Consider the following 20,458-nt stretch of genomic DNA (forward strand, 5'->3'; position numbering starts at 1 on the left):
CAAACCGCGGAGCATCCTTCATGGACACCGGCCTGACCACGATTTCGGAAGCGGCAATCGAAAAGCACCGCGCCACCGCGCAGAGCTTCATCACCCGCATCGTCGTGCTGGAGGACCCGTCGCGGGAATCCGGTACCGCACTGGCCGGCACCAACCGCCGCTTCGTCTCGACCGTCTCGGTCGGCTCGGTGCGCCGCACGCGCGAGGTCGAGCTTTCCAAGACCGTCGCCGCCGTCCATCCCGACGACCAGCTGCTGAGCATTGCACAGCACATGCTGCTTTATCGCACCCGGCGCGGGCTGGCGATCGCGCTGGCCATATCAGATGTCTTCGCCGAAGGCTCAGATCTCGAGAGCCTGAAGGCGAAAAACGCCCGCGCGCCGCTCGAAGGCGACGAAGCCGCCGCCTTCAAGAAGCTGCTGTCGGCCTCGGCCTATATTTCGGCCTTCAGCCTCGCCTCCTATCTGTTCCAGCTGATCGACAGCGACGGCGAGGCGCCGAACGACACGCCCGAGCCGGACTTTTTGTTCGACACGCCGCAGGACGCGGTGAAATCGATCGTGGCCGGCCTCGACAGGGCGATAGCAGGCGCGAAGGACGACGCCGATCTGATGACCCGGGCGCGCGCATTCGCCCGTGTCGTCATCGACGGGCTTTTGGCGCGAAAGGGCCGCTTCGACGGCATTGGTCCGTTTGAGAATGCGCATATCCGCATCGACGTCGACGACTTCACCCTCGACGGCTTCGACGTCGCGCCGGGCAAGCGGTCGAAGCCGCTGGTGATGACCTTCAAGAAGCCGGAAGAGGTCGTCGGCAACCACATCGCCAAATACCAGTCGGTCAAGCTCGCCAAGATGCTGATGGCATACGATTTCGAGCGCGAGCTGAACCCGTTCGTCGAGCTCGGCGGCTTCCTGTTCACCTTCATCGGCGACGGCGCGCCCGGCACCGGCAAGACGACGCTGATCCAGATGATCGCCGGTCTCGTCAACGGCTACTGCCAGGTCGCCGGCTATCCCTTCGCCTACGAGAATTTCGGCGTCGACCAGATCTCCTCCTACCAGGGCAAGTCGGGCCAGAACTGCCGCCAGTTCATCAACAATGTGCTGAACCCGCGCGTCATCGGCTTCGGCACCATCGACGATATCGACCAGGTGGCGGCCCGCCGCTCCGACGATCGCGCCTCGGCCGGCCAGCAGGAAATCACCGGCGTCCTGATGGACGCATTCGGGGGTGCGGCCACGGTCGTGCGCGGCAACTGCTCCTTCGGCATGTTCTCCAACTATCCCGAAAACGTCGACGACGCGCTGCGCCAGCGCGCCGGCGCCCGCTGGCTGGTCAATGGGCCCCAAACGCGCGACGACTATATCGACATCTTCGTGCTGCTCGCGGGGAAAAACCACAAGATCCCGCTCGGCGACCACCAGCTCTATGCCGCCCAAGAAATCCAGCGCGCGGTGATGGAGGCCTATGAAGAGCACGAGAAGCCCAGGGAAGACGGGCTGATGAAGGTCTATGAGCGCTACATGAAGGAGAACGGCGCGCCGAAGTCGATGGCCGACATCGGCACCTATCTGCACATGATCAAGGAGGCCGAGCCGCGCTTCACCGGCCGCGCCATCAAGAACGTCACCGATGCGATCAAGATGCGCGCCATGGACATCGAGTTGCCGGACGAATGGTTCGAGAAGCCTGAAGTCTTCATGCACAAAAGCTACGACGACAAGAAGGCGATGATCGAGGAACTGCGCGGCCCGTTCTCGATGGACATGGTCATGCAGGAGGTCAACCGCTACGCCGACTCGGAGTTCCGCTATTCCGACAAGTCAGACGACGCCGCAGTGACCAAGATGATCCGCGACACCCGCCTGCGCGACCGCGCGATGCGCGAGATCGAGGAGTTGAAGAAGAAGGGCCTGTGGAATGCGTGAGACGCGCCGACGCTCCCTTCTCCCCTTGTGGGGTCCGAAGGACGGGGCGAGACCGGTGGCTCGCCCCCGGGCGGTGTCGCCGAAGGCGACGGATGAGGGGTGCTCCAGCTTGGCGCCGATGGCGCTCCGTCCAGCACCCCTCATCCGTCTCGGCGCTGCGCGCCGATCCACCTTCTCCCACAAGGGGAGAAGGGATGCCCGCGCCCCTCATCCGCCCTTCGGACACCTTCTCCCCGTGAACGGGGAGAAGGGAGAATGAGCCCCGCCAAGAAGTCCGACCTTTTGCGCGAGAACGAGCTGATCTATGGCCGGCTGCTGACCATCGACGAGCCGCATCTGATCCAGCGCTACAACAAGGCTTTGGTCGCCTTCGGCCTGAAGCCGACGAAGCTGAAGAGCTTCGAGATCGACCGCACCGGCTTCTCGCCGCAAGTGGCCGAGGAATGCGGCGACTACAGCTACCTCGATCCCAACGAGATCAATCGCCGCTTCATCCTCCTGACGCCTTCGCAGGTCGACCTGCCGGTGGTCCACACCGCCTTTTCCAACACCTCGCAGCTGATGTTCGAGTTCATGTCGACGAACCAGCGCGCCATCGACGCGCTGACCATCAAGGATGTCATCTACGGCGAGATCGAGGATTCGGTCCCCAAGGTCGACGACATCGAGGACCTGCTGTCGATCAACCAAGTCGAGTTCAAGGTGCTGTCGGCGGAGGACGTGCTCGGCAAAGCCGCCGAACTCGGCAAGCTCGTCGACCGGTTGAAGCAGGAGCCGGACGCCTGGCGCGACAGCGCCATGCTCACCCGCATGGTCGAGCTTGCCAAGATCTGCGGCGACATCCGCGAGAACGCGCTGGTGCCGGATCAGGTGATCTTTCGCCACAGCGCCTATTGGACCAGCCATTTCGGCGGGCTCTATGTGTTCATCGACCCCGACATGACGACGGTGATCAGCGACCCGGCAGCACCCGGCTTCCGCCGCTCGCGGCCGTGGCAGGTGAGCTACCTCTCGATCAATGATGCCGACAGGGTGTTCAAGTTCCTTGCCGCGACCGGCCGCATCGAACTGCCGCGGGCCTCGTGGATCGAAACATCAGGCTATCTCGAGCACCGCGCCGAAATGGTGGTGCGGGCGCTGATCCGCGACGCCGAGCCCGACCGCAACCTGACCGACGTCGACAAGGTCTGGCTGCAGACCTGGATCCACAGCCATGCCGACCTGATCACCAGGGACGGAAATTTTCCCTTTCTCAACGCCGCCAAGCGCGAGATCGCTCACCTCGGCTATCTCAAGATCGAGGACGTGTTCCCGCAGCAGCGTTTCCTGACGATCCGGGCCAAGCCCGCACATCCCGACGCCTGGCTGACCAACCAGTTGATCTCGGATTTCGTGCCGCAGGACTTCGTCTCGCGCTACGTCTTTAACAAACCGGGTTTTTACAGGGATTATGACGGCTTCAGCGACGCCTGGCGATCGCATGTTGTGGACGTTCTGAAAACCACATATCTGAAAGACAAGGTGGCGTTTCGCACACGCCTCTACGGCCTTACCGATTGAATGCCTAACCTTATCGAATACTTGGCTGACTGACGAGGGGTGACATCGCCATGCTTGATCCGATCGTGAATTTTTTCACACGGATATTCCAGTGGATCGGCCGCGGCATCGGCTTCGCCGTCGGCGTGATCCTGTGGCCGTTCATGTGGGCCGGGCGCTGGTATACGCAGCGCGGCTGGATCCTGAAGGCGGTGCTCGGCCTCGCTCTGCTCATGCTGATCGGCCTCTACGGCTATTTCATCTGGAACACGCAGGTCTGGAGCAATTTCAATCCCGCCTATGCGGAAGCATATAGGTTCACGCAGCCGGCCGGAACCACGCCGGCGCAGCCCGCTCCTTCCGCCACCGGGGAAACCGCTGGCGTCGAGGGAGAGGTCAAGACCTGCACCCACTCGGCCATTGTCCAGGTTACGGCCGATCTCATCGATTTCAACGTCAACGAGAATGCCTGGATCTCGTCGATGATACTCTACAAGCTCGGGCTCTTCGGCATGGACTGGGACCGCACGCCGTTTCTCGACAACAAGGCCTCCTTCCAGCGCGGGGTCAATCAGGCCATCCGGCGCACCACGGTCGAGCTTGTCGACACGCTGGGCCGCGTCCGCGGCACCAGCCAGATCGACCAGAACCTGCAGGATGCACGCGGCGCGATCACCTTCGACGAGGAAACCTGGTATTTCGGCCTCAGGCCGTTTGGTCCGAAAACCCCGACGCCGAGTTTTTATCGCACGGCGGCGAACAGCCTTCGCGCCTTCAACGACCGGCTCATGAAATGCGAGGTTGTCTTCAACGCGCGCGCCGACAATCTGTTGCAGTTCGTCGACCGGATCGCGAGTGACATAGGCTCGACGTCGGACCTGATCCGCGACCGTTCGCAGAACTTCAACAGCGGCTGGTTCGACACGCGCGCTGACGACCGCTTCTGGTTCGCCTACGGCCAGCTCTACGGCTATTACGGCATCCTGACGGCGGCGCATCACGATTTTCAGCAGATCCTCGACAATCGCGGCCTCACGCCGCTGTGGAACAGCGTGGAAGGCCAGCTCAAGGCAGCGCTCGCCATCCAGCCTCTGATAATCTCCAACGGCCGCGAGGATGGCTGGATCATGCCCACCCACCTCACCACGATGGGTTTCTACGTGCTTAGGGTTCGATCGAACCTTGTCGAGGTCAGGTCCGTCCTGGATCGGTGAAGCAAGCGACTGGTGAAAGCCATCCTGGCTTGAAATCACCGCTGCCCGAGATCGGCGACGTTCTGGCGCGGCTGTTCGGCTGCGCATTGCGAGGAGCGGAACCTGATCGTCGCGCCGTCGTTCAACCGTGGGCGGCAGCCAGCGAGGACACGCGATGGATATCCGGGAATTTGCTCGAAATTTCTATGCCACGATCGATGCGCAAGACTGGGATAAACTGGCCGGTCTGGTCTCTCCGGATCTCACCGTTCATCTCGCCAGCGCCAATCCGATCGGCTTCGATGACTGGCGAAAATCGCTGACCGAATTCTTTGTTGGATTCCCCGACGGCCATCACGTCATCGACGACTATATCGGCGATGCCGACACGGTGGTCACGCGCGGTCGCTTTCAGGGCACGCACACCGGCATCTTCCACGGCGTCGAACCGAGCGGAAATTGCGTCTCGGTTGGTGTGATTAACATTGATCGCGTCGAGAACGGCATCGTGGTCGAACATTTCGGCCAGCTTGACGGCTTGGGGCTGATGCACCAGATCGGTGCATTCTAATGCATGTCGCGCAAAAGCATGCCCTTGGGCCTGAACCGAGGGTGCGCAGCGGATTTGCGATAACGACATGCATCAAGCAAGAACTTAAAGCGCGTTGACGCGCTTTGGCGCCACCGCTCGAAGCGCCGACCGGCGCTCGAACCCTGTCGCATTCCGTGCATTCCGCGGCTGTTTTGAGACGGCAGGACGGCGCGTGCTCTGGCTTCTATACGGCGCGACAACCCGCGAAGATCCGGGTCAGGTCGACCAGGAGCCGTCTTTCTCTAGAGGAAACATAGTTGCATGCAAGTTGACGCCACGGCAGCGACAGGGATAGAACGTGCCCTCGCCTGCAGCGCCGGGCTGTTCCGAACAGGCTTGCGACCACACTGATCAAACCCGTCCCCTCCACCGTCCAATCCAGAGGAAAGCCGCCATGGCCGAAGTGAAGTCCGACATCGAGATCGCGCGCGCCGCCGACAAGAAGCAGATCCAGGCGATCGGCCAGAAGATTGGCATTCCAAGCGAGCATCTTTTGCCTTACGGCCACGACAAGGCGAAGATCTCGGCCGAGTTCATCAAGTCGGTGAAGGCAAACAAGGACGGCAAGCTGATCCTCGTCACCGCCATCAACCCGACGCCGGCCGGCGAAGGCAAGACTACGACGACGGTGGGCCTCGGCGACGGTCTCAACCGCATCGGCAAGAAGGCCATCGTCTGCATCCGCGAGGCCTCGCTCGGGCCGAATTTCGGCGTCAAGGGCGGCGCTGCCGGCGGCGGCTATGCGCAGGTCGTGCCGATGGAGGACATGAACCTCCACTTCACCGGCGATTTCCATGCCATCACCACGGCGCATAATTTGCTTTCGGCGCTGATCGACAACCACATCTACTGGGGCAACGAACTCGGTATCGACATCCGCCGCGTCGTCTGGCGCCGTGTCATGGACATGAACGACCGCGCATTGCGCGAGATCATTTGCTCGCTCGGCGGCGTCGCCAACGGTTTTCCGCGCGAGGCCGGCTTTGACATCACCGTCGCCTCGGAGGTCATGGCGATCCTGTGCCTCGCAACCGACCTGAAGGATTTGGAAAAGCGCCTCGGCGACATCATCGTCGCCTATCGCCGCGACAAGTCGGCCGTCTATGCCCGCGACCTCAAGGCCGACGGCGCCATGGCCGTGCTGCTTAAGGACGCCATGCAGCCCAACCTCGTGCAGACGCTGGAGAACAACCCGGCCTTCGTCCATGGCGGCCCCTTCGCCAACATCGCGCATGGCTGCAACTCGGTCGTCGCCACCACGACGGCGCTAAAACTTGCCGACTATGTCGTCACCGAAGCCGGTTTCGGCGCCGATCTCGGTGCCGAAAAGTTCTTCGACATCAAGTGCCGCAAGGCCGGCCTGAAGCCGGCGGCCACGGTCATCGTCGCCACCGTGCGCGCCATGAAGATGAATGGCGGCGTCAAGAAGGAAGATCTCGGCAAGGAGAACGTCGAGGCGGTGAAGAAGGGCTGCGCCAATCTCGGCCGTCACATCGAGAATGTCAGGCAGTTCGGCGTGCCTGCGGTGGTCGCCATCAACCATTTCTATTCCGATACCGATGCTGAAATCAGGGCGATGAAGGACTACGTCGCCTCGATGGGCGAAGAGGCGATCCTGTGCAAGCACTGGGCCCACGGCTCGGCCGGCATCGAGGAACTCGCCAACAAGGTGGTGACGCTCGCCGAATCCGGCTCCTCGCAGTTTGCGCCGCTCTATCCCGACGCCATGCCGCTGTTCGAGAAGATCAACACCATCGTCCAGCGCATCTATCGCGGATCCGAAGCGATCGCCGACAAGTCGGTGCGCGACCAGCTCCACGCCTGGGAGCACGCCGGCTACGGCAATTTGCCGGTTTGCATGGCCAAGACGCAGTATTCGTTCTCGACCGATCCGAACCTGCGCGGCGCGCCGACCGGCCACACCGTGCCGGTGCGCGAGGTCAGGCTGTCTGCCGGCGCCGGCTTCATCGTCGTCATCTGCGGCGAGGTCATGACCATGCCAGGCCTGCCCAAGGCGCCGTCCTCGGAGAAAATATTCCTCAACGAGATGGGCCAGATCGAAGGCCTGTTCTGAGAATTTCGAAGGGCGGAATGACAGGGGCGCCGCAGCGATGCGGCGCCCTCTTTTGTTTGGCCGCGCTAAACTTCTAAGCGGCGTTGCGCGCCAGCGCGCGCTGGTTGGAGGCGTAGGGCGTATCGCGCTCGGGCAGCACGCCGGTCTTCAGGCAGTCGATCCATTCGGCGGTCTTGAGAACGGCGGCGAAACGCGACTGCAGGACGACAGTCACCACGCGATGGATGTCCTCGGCCGAGGCGTAGCCGGCGCTGTTGGCATAGGGCAGCGACCCCGTTGCATCCGACAGGAACTCGACGGCAAAGCCCATATGGACGGCATGGATGACCGTCGACAGATCGCAATTATGCGTCATGTAGCCGATGACCGTAATCGTATCGATAGCGTTGGCGCGCAGCCATTCCTCGAGGTCGGTGCCGGTGAAGGCGCTTGGCAAGGTCTTTTCGATGGTGTGGTCGCGGTTTCGCCTCGCGACCTCGGGATGCAATTCGGCGCCATGGCTGCCCTTGGCGAAGACCGGTGACGTTTCCGGCGCCAACTGCTTGACGACCACCACCTTGACGCCTGCCTCGGCGGCCGCGTCCATGGCGCGTGCCACATTGGCGACGGTGTCGCGGAAGGGCGGGTGCTTGATGGCGAGATTGCCGCCGTCATAGTCGTTCTGAACGTCGACGACGATGAGGGCACGGCGTGGCGCTTTGCCTTTGGCTGAGTCCGACATGGAGTTTTCCTTTCCCGTTTGACATTGATGGCCCGTTTGACATTGGTGGATCGAGGATAGACTCGGCATCGGTCCGCAAAAGTGTCCCGATTGACATAGTTCGAAATAATTGGGACATTCCGGAAATTCTGATGGTGCTTATCATGGCCGATCCGATCGTTGCCGCCATCGCCTTCGATGGCATCAGCCCGTTCCACCTCTCTGTGCCCTGCCTTGTATTCGCAGAGGATCGCACGACGCTCGGCCTGCCGCGCTTCGAGTTCCGCGTCTGCGCGATTGAGGACGGGCCGATCCGCACCGATGCGGGGCTGACCATCAGCGTCCCGCATGGGCTTTCCGCGCTTGATGACGCCGACATCGTCATCTTGCCCAGCTGGAAGAACCTCGAAGCCCCACCGCCGGCGGCACTGATCGAGGCGCTGCGTCGCGCGCACCGGCGCGGCGCGCTGATTGTCGGATTGTGCCTGGGAACGTTCGCTGTTGCGGCGACCGGCCTGCTTTCGGGGCGGCGAGCCGCGACGCACTGGGCTTTTTCCGACCAGCTGCGGGCCCTCTATCCCGACATTCTCGTCGAGCCGGAGGTGCTCTATATCGACAACGGCGATGTCGTGACCTCGGCCGGTGTCGCCGCCGGGCTCGACTGCTGTCTCCACATCATACGGGCCCGCTATGGCGCGGAGGCGGCACTCCGGCTTGCCCGGCAGATCGTGCTTTCTCCTCATCGGCAGGGCGGGCAGGCGCAGTTCATAGAGCGTCCGATCGCCAGGACCGAAAATGCCGACCGCTTCAGCCACGCCATCGACACCGTGCGCAAGACGTTGCACGCGACGCACAGCCTGGACAGTGTCGCCGCTACCGCCGGCCTCACCCGCCGGACCTTCACGCGCCGCTTCCAGAAAACAATCGGCACCAGCTTCGGCGACTGGCTGATCGATCAGCGCGTCGCGCTGGCGCAGCGGCTGCTGGAAGCAACGGAAAAATCAATGGACACGGTTGCCTTCGAGGCCGGGTTCGGCAGCGCCACCTCGCTGCGCCAGCATTTTTCGGCGCGGCTCAGGACCACGCCCGCGCAGTACCGCCGCGAATTCTCGAAGAACGTTCAGGAGCGCGTGGCGCAGGCGCCGAGGTGAGGCAATCGCTTCAGGTCTGGCGCTGCCCCTCATTGCCCTGCCGGGTATTTCTCCCCGTATAGTGACGGGGAGAAAGACGCCGTCTCCGACGATTTCGCCAACTGTCAACGTTGCAAAAGGAGTGCCGAGGTTGCGGCCAGCCCCTTCTCCCCGTCACTATACGGGGAGAAGGTGCCGGCAGGCAGATGAGGGGCGGCGCCGACACCGAGAATTGGTCATCCAACCTGAGTTGTACGCTATCTTTTGTCCTGAAGCGATTGCCCTGCGCTCGATCCTGCCGGTTCGAGCCATGGCGGCCCTCGCATCCTACCCCCTGCTGTTTCAATATGGCGAATGCCAGAGATCGCAGGCCTCTGGTCAAATGCCGAACCTATGCTAGCCTGCCCCGGCTGGGCTGTCCCAGGCCGTGTGATCGAGGGGTCAATCATGCTGTACATCCTTGCACTTCTCATCGGCGTCGTTGCCGGCCTTCGCGCCATGACCGCGCCCGCCGCCGTCGCCTGGGGCGCCTGGCTCGGCTGGCTGCCGGTCGCCGGAACCTGGGCCAGCTTCATGGGCCACTGGATCACCGTCGGCATTTTCACCATCCTGGCCATTGCCGAACTGGTCACCGACCAGTTGCCGTCGACGCCGAGCCGCAAGGTGCCGCAGCAGTTTGGCGCGCGCATCGCTGTCGGCGCCTTCACCGGCGCGGTGATCGGCGCGACCGGCGGCGCCACCGTCGGCGGCCTGATCGCCGGCGCCATCGGCGCGGTTATCGGCACGCTGGGCGGCGCCGAGCTGCGCAAACGCCTGGCGCTGGCTTTCGGCAAGGACCAGCCCGCCGCCCTCGTCGAGGACGCGGTGGCGATCCTCAGTGGCCTGTTGATCGTGGCGGCCGTGGCATGACGGCAAAGTCATTCGACGCCATCATCATCGGCGCCGGCCAGGCGGGCCCGCCGCTCGCCGGCCGGCTGACGGCGGCCGGCATGAGCGTGGCGCTGATCGAGCGAAAGCTGCTCGGCGGCACCTGCGTCAACACCGGCTGCATGCCGACCAAGGCCATGGTCGCCAGCGCCTATGCCGCGCATCTCGCCCGCCGCGCCGCCGACTACGGCGTGACGCTCTCCGGTCCGGTCGGCGTCGACTACACGGCGATCAAGGCCCGCAAGGACAAGGTGTCGGACGACGCCCGCGGCAACCTCGAAAGCTGGATTGCCGGCATGGACAGATGCACGCTTTATCGCGGCCATGCCCGCTTCGAGACGGCCGATACCGTGCGCGTCGGCGACGACCTGCTGAGCGCCGAAAAAATATTCATCAACACCGGCGGCCGCGCCTCGGTGCCTGATCTGCCGGGCGTCGACGACATTCCGTTCCTGACCAACTCGTCGATGATGGATCTCGACGTGCTGCCGCGCCACCTCGTCGTCGTCGGCGGCAGCTACGTCTCGCTCGAATTCGCGCAGATGTTCCGCCGTTTCGGTTCACAGGTCACGGTGATCGAAAAGAGCCCGCGGCTGATCGGCCGCGAGGACGAGGATGTCTCGGCCGCCATCCTGTCCATCCTCGAAAACGAAGGCATCACGGTTCATCTCGGCGCCGGCGACATCGGCTTCGCCAGGCAGGGCAGCGACATTGCCGTGACTTTCACCGCCGGCCAGGCGCCGGCTGTCGGCTCGCATGTGCTGCTGGCAGTAGGCCGGACCCCCAACACCGACGATCTCGGCCTCGACAAGGCCGGCGTCGAGGCCGACAAACGCGGCTTCATTGTCGTCGACGACCAGCTTCGCACCGGCGTGCCCGGCATCTGGGCGATGGGCGACTGCAACGGCAAGGGCGCCTTCACCCACACCTCCTACAATGACTACGAGATCGTCGCCGCCAATCTGCTCGACAACGACCCGCGCAGGGTGAGCGACCGCATCGAGGCCTATGCGCTCTATACCGACCCGCCGCTCGGCCGCTGCGGCATGACCGAGGCAGCGGTCAGAAAGTCCGGCCGCCGCGCGCTGGTCGGCCAGCGGCCGATGACCCGCGTCGGCCGTGCCGTCGAGAAAGGCGAGACGCAAGGTTTCATGAAGATCCTGGCCGATGCCGACACCAACGAAATCCTCGGCTGCTCGGTGCTCGGCCCCGGCGGCGACGAGGCGATACACTGCGTGCTCGATCTGATGTACGCCAAGGCGCCGATCAGCACGCTCGCGCGGGCCATGCACATCCACCCGAATGTCTCGGAACTTCTGCCGACGATCGCCCAGGAGTTGAAGCCGCTGGCGTAGGCCGGGCAGGCGTTGGACCAGTATGTCCGCGCCCGGCCGAGGAGAGCCTTGCGCCCATAGCGCCGCAAGCTGGACCAATCGACAGCGTAGCGGCGAAAGGGCATGTGTTCGGCCTCTTTTCCAGGAGTCGTATCATGCAGAAATCGATCGAGCGTATCGCCGGCGACAGCGAGGGCGTTTCCTACGAATTCCCAGTCTTCCGCTTCGAGGGAACGGACATGGCGGCATCCTCGGCCTATCTGCAGGCGGCACTGCATGCCGGCGAACTGCCGGGCGTCGTCGCCATCGACGCGCTGATGCCGATGCTTGAAAAGGCCGAAGCCGAAGGCCGCATCAAGGGCAATATCACCGTCGTGCCGCAAGCCAATCCGATCGGCCGCGCCCAGTATCATTTCGGCGAGCACCAGGGCCGTTTTCACCTGGGCACGCGCACCAACTTCAACCGCGGCTTTCCGCTGCTGGCCGCGCCTGACGTAAAATTGTTGCCCGACACCACGCTTGGCACTGCCGATCAGCGGCTGAAGACACGGCTGCTGCAGCTGTCGATCGGCCACGACATCGTGCTTGACCTGCACTGCGACGACGAGGGCCTTGCCTACCTCTATGTCCACACCAGCCTGTGGCCGACCATGGCGGATTGTGCGGCGGCCATGGGCGTCGATGCGGTGGTCCTGTGGGACGAGGACACCGACGGCACCTTCGAAGGCGCCTCGATCACGCCGTATCTGAACCTCCCTGCCGAGGTGGCGCGGTTCGACCGGCGCGTCGCCACCACGGTTGAGTATCGCGGCATACTCGATGTCGACGGCGCTCTGGCCGGCGCCGATGCCGAAGGGCTCTATCGGCTGCTGGTGGCGCGCGGCGTGATCCTGGACCAGGCCCTGTCCACGTCCGGCAGTTTTGCCGGGCCCAATTCTTTCACCGGTTTCGTCGCGCCGCTCGAAAACATCGACATGATGCCGGCGCCGCGGGCGGGCGCGGTCCTTTACGAGGTGAAACCCGGCGACCGCGTGGCAAAAGGCGCGCTGCTCGCCACCATCGTCCATGCGCCGGGTGAAGCCGGCGGCCGCACCGAGGTGCTCGCGCCGCAGGCGGGCATCATCCTGACACGGCGTTCCCGGCGCATCATCCGCGCCGGCGAAGATCTGCTAAAACTGGTCGGCGACAGGAAAAGCGCCGATGCACGGTCGGGAACGCTGGAGGATTGAGGGCTCATGCCCTTCTCCATGCCCTCCCCCTTCTCCAGCCCCTCCATTGAATCCAGTTGCGCGGCCGTTCAATCGCCGCTATTGGAATCGCCATGAACATGCGCTCGATCAAGACCGTCTGGTGGTGGGCTCGCTGACAGCGGCCTGTTCGAACGCGTGCGCGTGAAAAATAGAAGGTGGCCGCAACGGAATGTCCGGGCGGCCATTTGTTTTTCAAAGCCATGCCCCGGGTCCGTTGCCCCCAAGACGCTAAAATATCCAAGACGCTGAAATAGCCAAGACGCTGATGGAGACGGCAATGACGACGAAAATTCTGGAGAACGGGGCGGAGCGCTTCGTCACGGCGGGTGGCGTGACGATTACCCGCGAGCGCCATGACCGGCCTTACCAAGGCGCGATCGACGCCTATGTCGACGGGCTGAATTCGCGCCGCGGCGCCGTGTTTTCCTCGAATTACGAATATCCCGGCCGCTACACGCGCTGGGACACCGCCATCATCGACCCGCCGCTGGTGATCTCGGCGCGCGGCCGCGCCATGCGCATCGAGGCGCTGAACAGCCGTGGCGAGATGCTTCTGCCGGTGGTCGGCCAGGCGCTCGGCGGCCTTGACGACGTGACGATCGCCGAGACGTCGAAAAAACTGATCCGCCTCGACGTGGCCATGCCAGGCCGTGTCTTCACCGAGGAAGAACGCAGCCGCGTTCCCTCCGTCTTCACCGTGCTGCGCGCCATCACCGCTCTGTTCAAGACGGAGGAAGACGCCAATCTCGGCCTCTATGGCGCCTTCGGCTACGATCTCGCCTTCCAGTTCGATCCGGTCGACTACAAGCTCGAGCGCCAGCAAGGCCAGCGCGACCTCGTGCTGTTCCTGCCCGACGAGATTCTGGTCGTCGACCACTATTCGACAAAAGCCTGGACCGACCGCTACGACTATTCCAGCGATGGGTTTTCGACGCAGGGATTGCCGCGCGACGAAATCGTCGAGCCGTTCAGGACCGCCGACCGCATCCCGCCGCGCGGCGACCATGAGCCCGGCGAATATGCCAATCTGGTGCGCAAGGCGATGCAGAGTTTCAAGCGCGGCGACCTGTTCGAGGTGGTGCCCGGCCAGATGTTCTACGAGCGCTGCGAGACGCCGCCCTCCGACATCTCCCGCAAGCTGAAGGCCATCAACCCCTCGCCCTATTCCTTCTTCATCAATCTCGGCGAAGGCGAATATCTGATCGGCGCCTCGCCCGAGATGTTCGTGCGCGTCAACGGCCGCCGTGTCGAGACCTGCCCGATCTCCGGCACGATCAAGCGCGGCGGCGACGCCATTTCCGACAGCGAGCAGATCCTGAAGCTGCTCAATTCGAAGAAGGACGAATCCGAGCTGACCATGTGCTCGGACGTCGACCGCAACGACAAGTCGAGGGTCTGTGACCCGGGCTCGGTGCGCGTCATCGGCCGCCGCCAGATCGAGATGTATTCGCGGCTGATCCACACCGTCGACCATATCGAGGGACGGCTGCGCGAAGGCATGGACGCTTTCGACGCGTTCTTGTCGCATGCCTGGGCGGTCACCGTCACCGGCGCGCCGAAATTATGGGCGATGCGCTTCATCGAGCAGAACGAGAAGAGCCCGCGCGCCTGGTATGGCGGGGCGATCGGCATGGTCAATTTCAACGGTGACATGAACACCGGCATGACGCTTCGCACCATCCGCATCAAGGACGGCATTGCCGAAGTGCGCGCCGGCGCCACGCTGCTCTTCGACAGCATTCCCGAGGAAGAAGAAGCCGAAACCGAACTGAAGGCATCCGCCATGATCTCCGCCATCCGCGACGCCAAATCAGGCAATGCCGCCGACACCGAACGCGCCACCGCGCGCGTCGGCGACGGCGTCAACATCCTGCTGGTCGACCACGAGGACTCCTTCGTCCACACGCTGGCCAATTATTTCCGCCAGACCGGCGCCAATGTCTCGACCGTGCGCACGCCTGTGCCGGACGAGGTCTTCGATCGGCTGAAACCCAATCTGGTCGTGCTGTCGCCCGGTCCCGGCACGCCGAAGGATTTTGACTGCGCCGCCACCATCAAGCGGGCCCGCGCGCGCGACCTGCCGATCTTCGGCGTCTGCCTCGGCCTGCAGGCGCTGGCCGAAGCCTATGGCGGAGAGCTGCGGCAGCTGCACGTGCCGATGCATGGCAAACCGTCGCGCATCCGCGTGTCGAAGCCGGGCATCATCTTTTCCGGCCTGCCCAAGGAGGTGACGGTCGGCCGCTATCACTCGATTTTCGCCGATCCGGTCCGCCTGCCGGACGGCTTCGTCGTCACCGCCGAGACGGAAGAAGGCGTCATCATGGCCTTCGAGCACAGCAAGGAGCCGATCGCCGCGGTGCAGTTCCACCCGGAATCGATCATGACGCTCGGCCACAATGCCGGCATGCGCATCATCGAGAACATCGTTGCGCATCTGCCGCGCAAGGCCAAGGAAAAGGCGGCTTAGCTCCGGTTTCGGCGGCCGGAAGCAATCGATGACCGCTATTGATTCGAAAAACGCCGCCAAGCGCAAGGTCGCCAGCCTCGCCTTCTGGTCGATCATCATCGCCTTCGTCGTACTCGGCCTGAAGCTGGCTGCCTGGTACGTCACCGGCTCCGTGGCGCTGTATTCGGACGCGCTGGAATCGATCGTCAACGTCATTGCCTCTGCCGCCGCCTATTGGGCGATCCAGGTCAGCCACAAGCCGGCCGACCAGGATCATCCGTTCGGCCACCACAAGGCCGAGTATTTCTCGGCTGTTTTGGAAGGCGTGCTGATCGTGCTGGCAGCCCTTCTGATCCTCAATGAAGTGTGGTGGTCCTTGCGGCATCCCGTCCCGCTCGACCGGCCCTGGACCGGCCTCGCCATAAACGGCGTCGCGACGATGATCAACGCCTTCTGGGCCTTGACGCTGATCCGTGCCGGCCGTGCCGAAAAATCACCGGCACTGGTCGCCGACGGCAGGCACATCATGACCGACGTGGCGACCTCGGTCGGCGTGTTCATGGGTGTGGTCGGCGCCGTGCTGACCGGCTGGCAAGTCCTCGATCCCGCTCTTGCCGTCATCGTTGCGCTGAACATCCTGTGGCAGGGCTGGCACGTCATCGGCTCGTCGATGAACGGTCTGATGGACCGCGCCGTCGACACGCAGGAGCACATGCGCATCCGCGACATCATCTCGGCCAATTGCAAAGGCGCGCTGGAAGTCCACGACCTGAAGACGCGGATTGCCGGCCGCGCCACCTTCATCGAGTTCCACCTGGTCGTCGACGCCGACATGTCGGTGGGCGCCAGCCACGTCATCTGCGACCGCATCGAGGATGCGCTGAAGGCAGAAATCCCCTCGGTGCGCGTCACCATCCATGTCGAGCCCGATGACGAGGCAAAACTGCCCAGGGGCACGACCGCCGTGCCGTTCGCGTGAGATGGTTCACGCAGACGTTCGTTTCAGCGGACTATCGCAAACGCTGGAGATTGGCCGAAGCCTCCCCAACTTCGTCATCCCTGGGCGAAGCAGGAGCGAAGCTCCGTCGCGGAAACCCTGGGATCCATGCCGTAACCTCAGTCGGAGAGTGCAGCGGAGCAGAATTCGGCAGCGCAGCAGCGCTCTGAAGTCACGGCATGGATCCTGGGGTCTGCGCCGCGTCGCTTCGCTCCTTGCTCCGCCCCAGGATGACGAAGCGATGGCTGTTTTCCGCCAATTTCCAAGGCATGCGCCTGTCTATGCAAGCACATCCAACCCTTCAAAACTTCTGCGCCGATGAACCAGTCGCTATCGGCCGTTCCAGAACTGCCTCGACAAAGTCGTCGTCAAGCGGCCCAGTCACTTCGTCTAGCCAGTCCCAATCCTGCTCGATCGGCTCAAGGATGACCGCTCGGCCTTGGCGGCGGATCGAAACCTCCTTGGTTTCGAAACGAAATTCCTTGGGCAGGCGCACCGCCTGCGAGCGGCCTGACCAGAACACCTTCGCCTTGTCCATATGGCCTCCTTTCTGACCCGAAAATCTCAAGGCGCCCCAAAAATATCAACGCGCGCATTCAGCCTGCGGCATCGGCTCCAGCCGATAGACCTTGTCGTCGGATGAGGTCTCGCCGTCGGCCGCCTTCGAGCACAGGTCGACGATCGGCAGGCTGCTGTTGGGGTTGGCCAGCATCATGGTGCCGTTGGCGCCGCGGCGCAGAAAAATCTCCCTGGCCGCAATGTCGCAGGAAAAGTCGCTCGTCCTTGCGCTCGCCACACAGCGCCACTGGTCCGCTTCGCCGTCACAACTGTAGCTCTGCGTGACCTCTACGGCATTCTGGCGCGTGGTGACGGAAACGACTATCTCGGCGCCATCAGGCCAGCTTGCCGTCTCGCCGTCCTTGGCGAAGGCGGCCAGTTCGATCGGGCCCCGGAAAACCCGGATGGTGTGGGTAAGCTGATCGGGATGCGAGCCGAGATGCGCGGCATCGTAGTCGCGCCCGTAGCAGAACGGCTGGTCCGGTTTCAGCCGCTCGCGCAGCGGTGCTCCTAGCCCCGGATCGACGGGATCGATGCGCGCGAATTCGGCCTTGCAGGTCTCACCCGGCATGCGGTCGAGCCGGAAGCCGTCGTCTTCCGTGCCGAGTGCCTGCCTGGCAAACTCCGTTTCGCCAAGCTCGTCCTCGGCGCCGGCATCGAGATAAAGGCTGCGATGCACGCCGGAGACGATCAGCCGGCCTTTTTCGTCGACGTTCAGCAAGGCCATGGTGCGGTCGCATTCCATGCCGCAATGGATCTCGCCCGACTGCGGATCGTCCTTGCCGCACCAGCCACCGACCCATTCGGGCTTGTTGGCGCCGCGCACCGTCGTCGCCAAAAAACCGTTGTAGCCAGATGGACCACTGCTCGGCTCCTCGTTCGGAGGGCTGACTGGATCGCCGCCAAAATAGAAGAAAATCCGTCCCACCTTCTGGTTCGGGTGCAGCTTGAGATGCGCGGCATCGTAGATACGCCCGAAACAGCCATCCTTGCCGTCCGGGCTGAGTTCGGTGAGCTCAGGCGTATCGGCGGCAAGGGCCGTGCCGGCGACAGCGGCCAGCAAGGCGACAGCAAGTCCGGCGCCCACAATGGTCTTCCCCACAATGGTCTTCGATGTCATGTGCCCCTCCTCGCCCCTCTTCGCCCGACCACGACGCAGCTTCAATTTATGCTAGGATCGAGGCCGAAGCCACGCAATTTGCGCGGACATGCTGGAGAACGACATGATGCGACGCCGCGATATTTTCCGCGTGGCCCTTGCCGGCGCCGCCGGTCTTCTCGGGCTGCGCCAGGTCAAGGCGGCCGCCGTGGCAGAGGAAAGGCAAAAGGTCGCCTATCACCTCAGCGACCTCGACAAGGTCGGCTTCGTGCTTGGCAATATCAGGAACCACTATGAGGGCACCGGCGGCAAGGTCGACATCGTGCTGGTCGTGCACGGACCGGCACTCGCCGCCTTCAAGTCGAAGAGCGCCTCGGCTGCCATGTCCAGCCGTTTTTCCGGACTGGTCCGCGACGGGCTGGCCCCGCATGCCTGCGCCAACACCATGCAGGGCATGGACGTTGCGCTCACCGATCTGCTCGACGGCTTCCATGCCGCCGCGACCGGCGGCGTCGTCAAGCTCGCCGAATTGCAGCGCCAGGGCTACGCCTATTTGCGGCCCTGAACCTCTGCGGACTTGAACATGAGCACGGCGAGGCCCTACGAAGAGCAGGACGACCCCGGAGGAATGCCAGCCACCACAACCGCCCCTGTCACTTCTACCCCTGTCGCTTCCGCCCTTGTCACTTCCGCCCTTGTGACCCCCACTTTGGCGACCTCGCCGGCAAGGCGGTGCTGGTCACCGCGACCGGCATCGGGGCGGCATTTGCACTGGCCTACCCGCGCAGAAATGCCGCGTCGCGCTGCATTACAATTCAAGTCGGCGAAAACCTGGCCAAAACCATCCGCAACGGCGGTGGCGAGGTATTCCCGGTCCAGGGCGATTTCTCGGTCGCTGCCGATGTCGAGCGCGTCGTCACGCGCAGCATTTCGGCCGGCGCGATGGCCTGGTCAACAATGCCGCCTCGGCCGCGTGCCTTGGCCGAACTGACCGAGGCGCATTGCGACGCGGACCTCAACGCCCGCCCCGTGCTGACCGCATCACGCCAGCCGATGCCATGGCGCCAGGGCGGCTTCATCGTCAACACCTCGTCGATCGCGGCACGCAATGGCGCCGGCGGCGGCGCCGGCCTTTATGGCTCGGCTCGTCTCCACCCGCGGCATGGCCAAGGAACTGATCGGCTCGCGTCAACGCGGTGGCGCAGGGCACCATCGCCTTCCATGAGCGCTATTCGACTGAGGAGCAGGCCATGGTTGCCACCATTCCGCAGGGCCGCGCCGGCATGCCGCAGGACTGCGTCGGCGCCGTTCCTCTCCACCGCCCAGTTGAGCGGGTACATCTCCGGCCACGACGGTGGCCAGTTGATGCCGTGAGCGGCGACCTGCATACTTGTCGCAGCAAGCAACGGAGAAACCGGCAATGTATGGTCTGATCGGCAAGATGCGGGCGACGCGCGGCCAGCGCGACGCAATGATGGACGTCCTGCTGGCCAGCACCGGCGCCCTGCCTGGCTGCCTGAGCTACATCATCGCCACCGATCCGGCCGATGCCGACGCGATCTGGGTGACCGAGGTATGGACCGACCAGGCAAGCCACAAGGCTTCGCTGCAATTGCCGGAAGTCCAGGCGGCGATTGCCAGGGCGCGGCCGATCATCGCCGGGTTTGAGTTCCAGGTCGAAACGCATCCTGTCGGTGGGTTTGGGTTGGCTGAGGCCAAGGCGGGATAGCTGGCGGGCCAGCGCCCCCCTCTGTCCTGCCCTCTTTGCCAAAACTTGGCATCTTCCCCCACGAGAGGGGAGATCGGCAGCTTCAGCGTCCCGCCCACTCTTGCACCATCAGAGATTAGCCAAGGCCGGGATGACGGCCGATCTCCCCCCAAGTGGGGGAGATGTCCGGCAGGACAGAGGGGGTCGCGAAGGATCGCGACGCCAGGCGACGCGTGCGCTGCCGCAGATCGTCGGCTCGATCATCATCGTCATCGCCATCTGCGGCGGCCTCGACTTCATGATCAGCCATGTGCTCGATCCGCTGACCGCCTATCTGGCGACCAGCCCCGGCGGCATGGACTCGCCATCATCGCCGCCGCCGCACAGCATGTCGCCTTCGTCATGGCGCTGCAATCGGCCCGCTTCCTCGTCGTGCTGCTGGTCGGACCGAGCGTGGCGCGGCTGGTGGCGCGAAGTCTGAGGGAATAGAGCTGCGGCTGCAGAAAGACCTGCGGCGCTGTTGCATAAATGGACCGCAATCTGCTGGCGGCCGCTGAAGGACCAGCCCGTCGCTCAGGATTGCGTCGGGTAGCATGGGAACCACCAGGCGTCCGGCCCACTTGCAGGGCTCCGAATCGAGGTTAACGGCGTAGGTCACCGAGGATTGCGCGTCGGTGCTCCAACCGGATCTCGCTATCACCTTGCAGCAGCGCGTCTATCACGCCTCAGTCCAGGAGGTTGTTCGAGACGTCCAGCTAAGCTACCGTTTCAAGACTGGTCAAGTTCAGTCACGAGGATTCGAACCGCGCGAACTTCGTCCGCGCAAATTCGCAATTCGCGAAACCGGGTACCGGGTGATGGCGGCAATTCGTTGGACTTCACCTCGCCGCAATCTCCGTTTCTCGATAGCGACGACGGGCTAGGAGCGCGGGCCTAGCCATCCGATCGATGGGCACGGAACTCGACTCGGCTGTCATCAC

General features: G+C 63.6%; 17 protein-coding genes and 1 pseudogene. 15 read left to right on the plus strand and 3 right to left on the minus strand.

Features of this window, described 5'->3' with window-relative positions:
* Window positions 1-20: 20 nt before the first annotated feature.
* The 5 genes from AC0L2B_RS16770 (at window position 21) to AC0L2B_RS16790 (ending at window position 7,329) form a co-directional block, all read left to right on the plus strand.
* Window positions 21-1,931 carry an AAA family ATPase gene (locus tag AC0L2B_RS16770; protein WP_473746120.1) on the plus strand — a complete coding sequence of 637 codons (1,911 nt, stop codon included), beginning with the start codon at window positions 21-23 and terminating at the stop codon, window positions 1,929-1,931.
* A 255-nt stretch (window positions 1,932-2,186) separates the two neighbouring features.
* Entirely contained in the window at window positions 2,187-3,491 is a 1,305-nt protein-coding gene (locus AC0L2B_RS16775; RefSeq protein WP_473746121.1) for a DUF6638 family protein, read from the plus strand.
* 50 nt (window positions 3,492-3,541) lie between these two features.
* A complete protein-coding gene (locus AC0L2B_RS16780) occupies window positions 3,542-4,684 on the plus strand; it encodes a DUF2333 family protein (RefSeq protein ID WP_091598492.1) in 1,143 nt (380 codons plus the stop codon).
* 127 nt (window positions 4,685-4,811) lie between these two features.
* The gene (locus tag AC0L2B_RS16785; RefSeq protein WP_473746122.1) at window positions 4,812-5,234 is read left to right on the plus strand and encodes an ester cyclase; all 423 of its coding nucleotides are present in this window, start codon (window positions 4,812-4,814) and stop codon (window positions 5,232-5,234) included.
* A gap of 415 nt (window positions 5,235-5,649) precedes the next feature.
* Window positions 5,650-7,329, plus strand: coding sequence for a formate--tetrahydrofolate ligase (locus AC0L2B_RS16790; RefSeq protein WP_254020013.1), 1,680 nt, complete (start codon window positions 5,650-5,652; stop codon window positions 7,327-7,329).
* A gap of 73 nt (window positions 7,330-7,402) precedes the next feature.
* Here AC0L2B_RS16790 and AC0L2B_RS16795 read toward each other — a convergent pair whose 3' ends face one another.
* Entirely contained in the window at window positions 7,403-8,050 is a 648-nt protein-coding gene (locus AC0L2B_RS16795) for a cysteine hydrolase family protein (protein WP_473746123.1), read from the minus strand.
* Window positions 8,051-8,193: 143 nt separating this feature from the next.
* Here AC0L2B_RS16795 and AC0L2B_RS16800 point away from each other — a divergent pair, with 143 nt between their 5' ends.
* The 6 genes from AC0L2B_RS16800 to AC0L2B_RS16825 all read left to right on the plus strand — a co-directional run bounded on the left by AC0L2B_RS16800 (window position 8,194) and on the right by AC0L2B_RS16825 (window position 16,095).
* Window positions 8,194-9,180 carry a helix-turn-helix domain-containing protein gene (locus AC0L2B_RS16800; RefSeq protein ID WP_473746194.1) on the plus strand — a complete coding sequence of 329 codons (987 nt, stop codon included), beginning with the start codon at window positions 8,194-8,196 and terminating at the stop codon, window positions 9,178-9,180.
* A 426-nt stretch (window positions 9,181-9,606) separates the two neighbouring features.
* Entirely contained in the window at window positions 9,607-10,068 is a 462-nt protein-coding gene (locus AC0L2B_RS16805; protein ID WP_473610747.1) for a DUF4126 domain-containing protein, read from the plus strand.
* A complete protein-coding gene (locus AC0L2B_RS16810) occupies window positions 10,065-11,441 on the plus strand; it encodes an FAD-containing oxidoreductase (protein WP_473746124.1) in 1,377 nt (458 codons plus the stop codon). Before AC0L2B_RS16805 ends, AC0L2B_RS16810 begins: the two co-directional genes overlap by 4 nt.
* Window positions 11,442-11,575: 134 nt before the next feature.
* Window positions 11,576-12,649, plus strand: coding sequence for a succinylglutamate desuccinylase/aspartoacylase family protein (locus tag AC0L2B_RS16815; RefSeq protein WP_473746125.1), 1,074 nt, complete (start codon window positions 11,576-11,578; stop codon window positions 12,647-12,649).
* 298 nt (window positions 12,650-12,947) lie between these two features.
* The gene (locus AC0L2B_RS16820) at window positions 12,948-15,137 is read left to right on the plus strand and encodes an anthranilate synthase (RefSeq protein WP_473746126.1); all 2,190 of its coding nucleotides are present in this window, start codon (window positions 12,948-12,950) and stop codon (window positions 15,135-15,137) included.
* Window positions 15,138-15,165: 28 nt separating this feature from the next.
* Entirely contained in the window at window positions 15,166-16,095 is a 930-nt protein-coding gene (locus AC0L2B_RS16825) for a cation diffusion facilitator family transporter (protein ID WP_473746127.1), read from the plus strand.
* Window positions 16,096-16,414: 319 nt separating this feature from the next.
* On the opposite strand, the gene AC0L2B_RS16830 is transcribed toward AC0L2B_RS16825, so the two are convergent.
* Together AC0L2B_RS16830 and AC0L2B_RS16835 are read right to left on the minus strand one after the other, a co-directional pair.
* Window positions 16,415-16,651, minus strand: coding sequence for an antitoxin (locus AC0L2B_RS16830; protein ID WP_473746128.1), 237 nt, complete (start codon window positions 16,649-16,651; stop codon window positions 16,415-16,417).
* A 45-nt stretch (window positions 16,652-16,696) separates the two neighbouring features.
* Window positions 16,697-17,791, minus strand: a complete 1,095-nt coding sequence (locus tag AC0L2B_RS16835) for a hypothetical protein (protein WP_473746129.1) — start codon at window positions 17,789-17,791, stop codon at window positions 16,697-16,699.
* Between the two features lie 106 nt (window positions 17,792-17,897).
* On the opposite strand from AC0L2B_RS16835, the gene AC0L2B_RS16840 reads away from it, so the two are divergent.
* The 4 genes and pseudogenes from AC0L2B_RS16840 to AC0L2B_RS16855 all read left to right on the plus strand — a co-directional run.
* Window positions 17,898-18,335, plus strand: a complete 438-nt coding sequence (locus AC0L2B_RS16840) for a DsrE family protein (RefSeq protein ID WP_473746195.1) — start codon at window positions 17,898-17,900, stop codon at window positions 18,333-18,335.
* Between the two features lie 167 nt (window positions 18,336-18,502).
* Complete coding sequence (locus tag AC0L2B_RS16845) at window positions 18,503-19,144, plus strand: oxidoreductase (protein ID WP_473746130.1); 642 nt, start codon at window positions 18,503-18,505, stop codon at window positions 19,142-19,144.
* A 46-nt stretch (window positions 19,145-19,190) separates the two neighbouring features.
* Window positions 19,191-19,499 (plus strand): putative quinol monooxygenase, encoded by a 309-nt coding sequence (locus AC0L2B_RS16850; RefSeq protein WP_236387524.1) that lies wholly within the window; start codon window positions 19,191-19,193, stop codon window positions 19,497-19,499.
* Window positions 19,500-19,698: 199 nt separating this feature from the next.
* A pseudogene (locus AC0L2B_RS16855) lies at window positions 19,699-19,967 on the plus strand (AbrB family transcriptional regulator); the annotation flags it as partial.
* Between the last annotated feature and the right edge of the window lie 491 nt (window positions 19,968-20,458).

This window comes from Mesorhizobium sp. WSM4815, assembly GCF_055811575.1.